The 1,254-nt window shown below is 66.1% G+C and carries 1 protein-coding gene and 1 pseudogene; one reads left to right on the top strand and one right to left on the bottom strand.

Features of this window, described 5'->3' with window-relative positions:
- Positions 1–165: 165 nt before the first annotated feature.
- Positions 166–840, bottom strand: a complete 675-nt coding sequence (locus tag AC1DTN_RS37210; RefSeq protein WP_477925093.1) for a glutathione S-transferase — start codon at positions 838–840, stop codon at positions 166–168.
- Positions 841–1,017: 177 nt separating this feature from the next.
- On the opposite strand from AC1DTN_RS37210, the pseudogene AC1DTN_RS37215 reads away from it, so the two are divergent.
- Positions 1,018–1,254, top strand: a pseudogene (locus AC1DTN_RS37215) (hypothetical protein); the annotation flags it as partial.

Consider the following 1,254-nt stretch of genomic DNA (forward strand, 5'->3'; position numbering starts at 1 on the left):
TCGCGTGGCTGCCCATCGTCGGCGATCCGCTGTGCGCGGTCGCCGGCTGGCTGAAGCTGCCATTCTGGCCGTGCGTGGCCTACATGGCGATCGGCAAGTTCGCGCGCTACATCACCATGACGGCCGCACTGCTGCATCTCTGGCCGAACTGATGCGCGCGCCCACTCAGCTCAACAAGCCATAGGGGCCGCCGCGGTCCAGGGCGCGCTGGTAGGCGGGGCGCGCATGGATTCGTTCGAGATACGCCATCAACCGCGGGCGGCTCGCATCGAGGCCGCCTCGCGCCGCCGCGGCCTCGACCGGAAAACTCATCTGGATGTCGGCGCCCGAGAACGCATTGCCGGCGAACCATTTGGTCTTGCCGAGTTCGCCTTCCATGAAGTCCAGGTGGCTCGTGATGTTCGGCGTGATGAAGCCCGCCTTCGCCTTGCTCGCGATGGCCCTGGCGATCGGCCTGGCAAAGAAAGGCATCTTCGATTTCTCGATCTTGTCGAACACCAGTTTCAGCAGCAGGGGCGGCATGGCCGAGCCTTCGGCGAAGTGAMGCCAATAGCGATAGCGCAAGGCCTCGGGCGTGCCCGCCGCCGGCGCGAGGCGGCCATTGCCGTAGCGCTCGATTACCGTTTCGACAATGGCGCCCGATTCCGCCAGCGTGAGTCCGTCATCGGTCGTCACCACCGGCGACTTTCCGAGCGGATGCACGGCGCGCAGGGAGGGCGGCGCGAGCATCGTCTTCGGATCGCGCTGGTAATGGACGATCTCATAGGGCAGTTCGAGCTCTTCGAGCAGCCAGAGAACGCGCTGGGAGCGCGAGTTGTCGAGATGGTGGACGGTGATCATGAAGGCACTAAGGCGGGAGGCTGGACCTGCTTTCTACACCCATGTGGCATGCGTGGGCCTGCGCCTACAGAAGGACGGCGCGCCAGTGAATACATGCGCGGCCGCCGCGTTCCTAGGGTGCTGCTCTCGGAATGCATTGAATGCATGCGGCCGCATTGGGCGTCCCAAGGAGTCTCCATGCAAGCGCCCTCCACGCCCGAAGCGGACGATTCGAAGTGGCCCGTCACGCGCCGTGCCGTATTCCAGACCGGCGCGGCTTTCGCCGCGGTCCAGGCAGTGGGCACCGCGGCCGCGCAGTCGAGCGCCCCCGCGCCCAACGAGGCCGAACTCCCGCCGCAGCGCATGGCCGTGGAACTCCACATCAATGGCAAGGTCCAGCGGCTGACCGTCGACACGCGCACCACGCTGCTCGAT

The sequence above is a fragment of the Rhizobium sp. 01T444 genome (genome assembly GCF_056398305.1).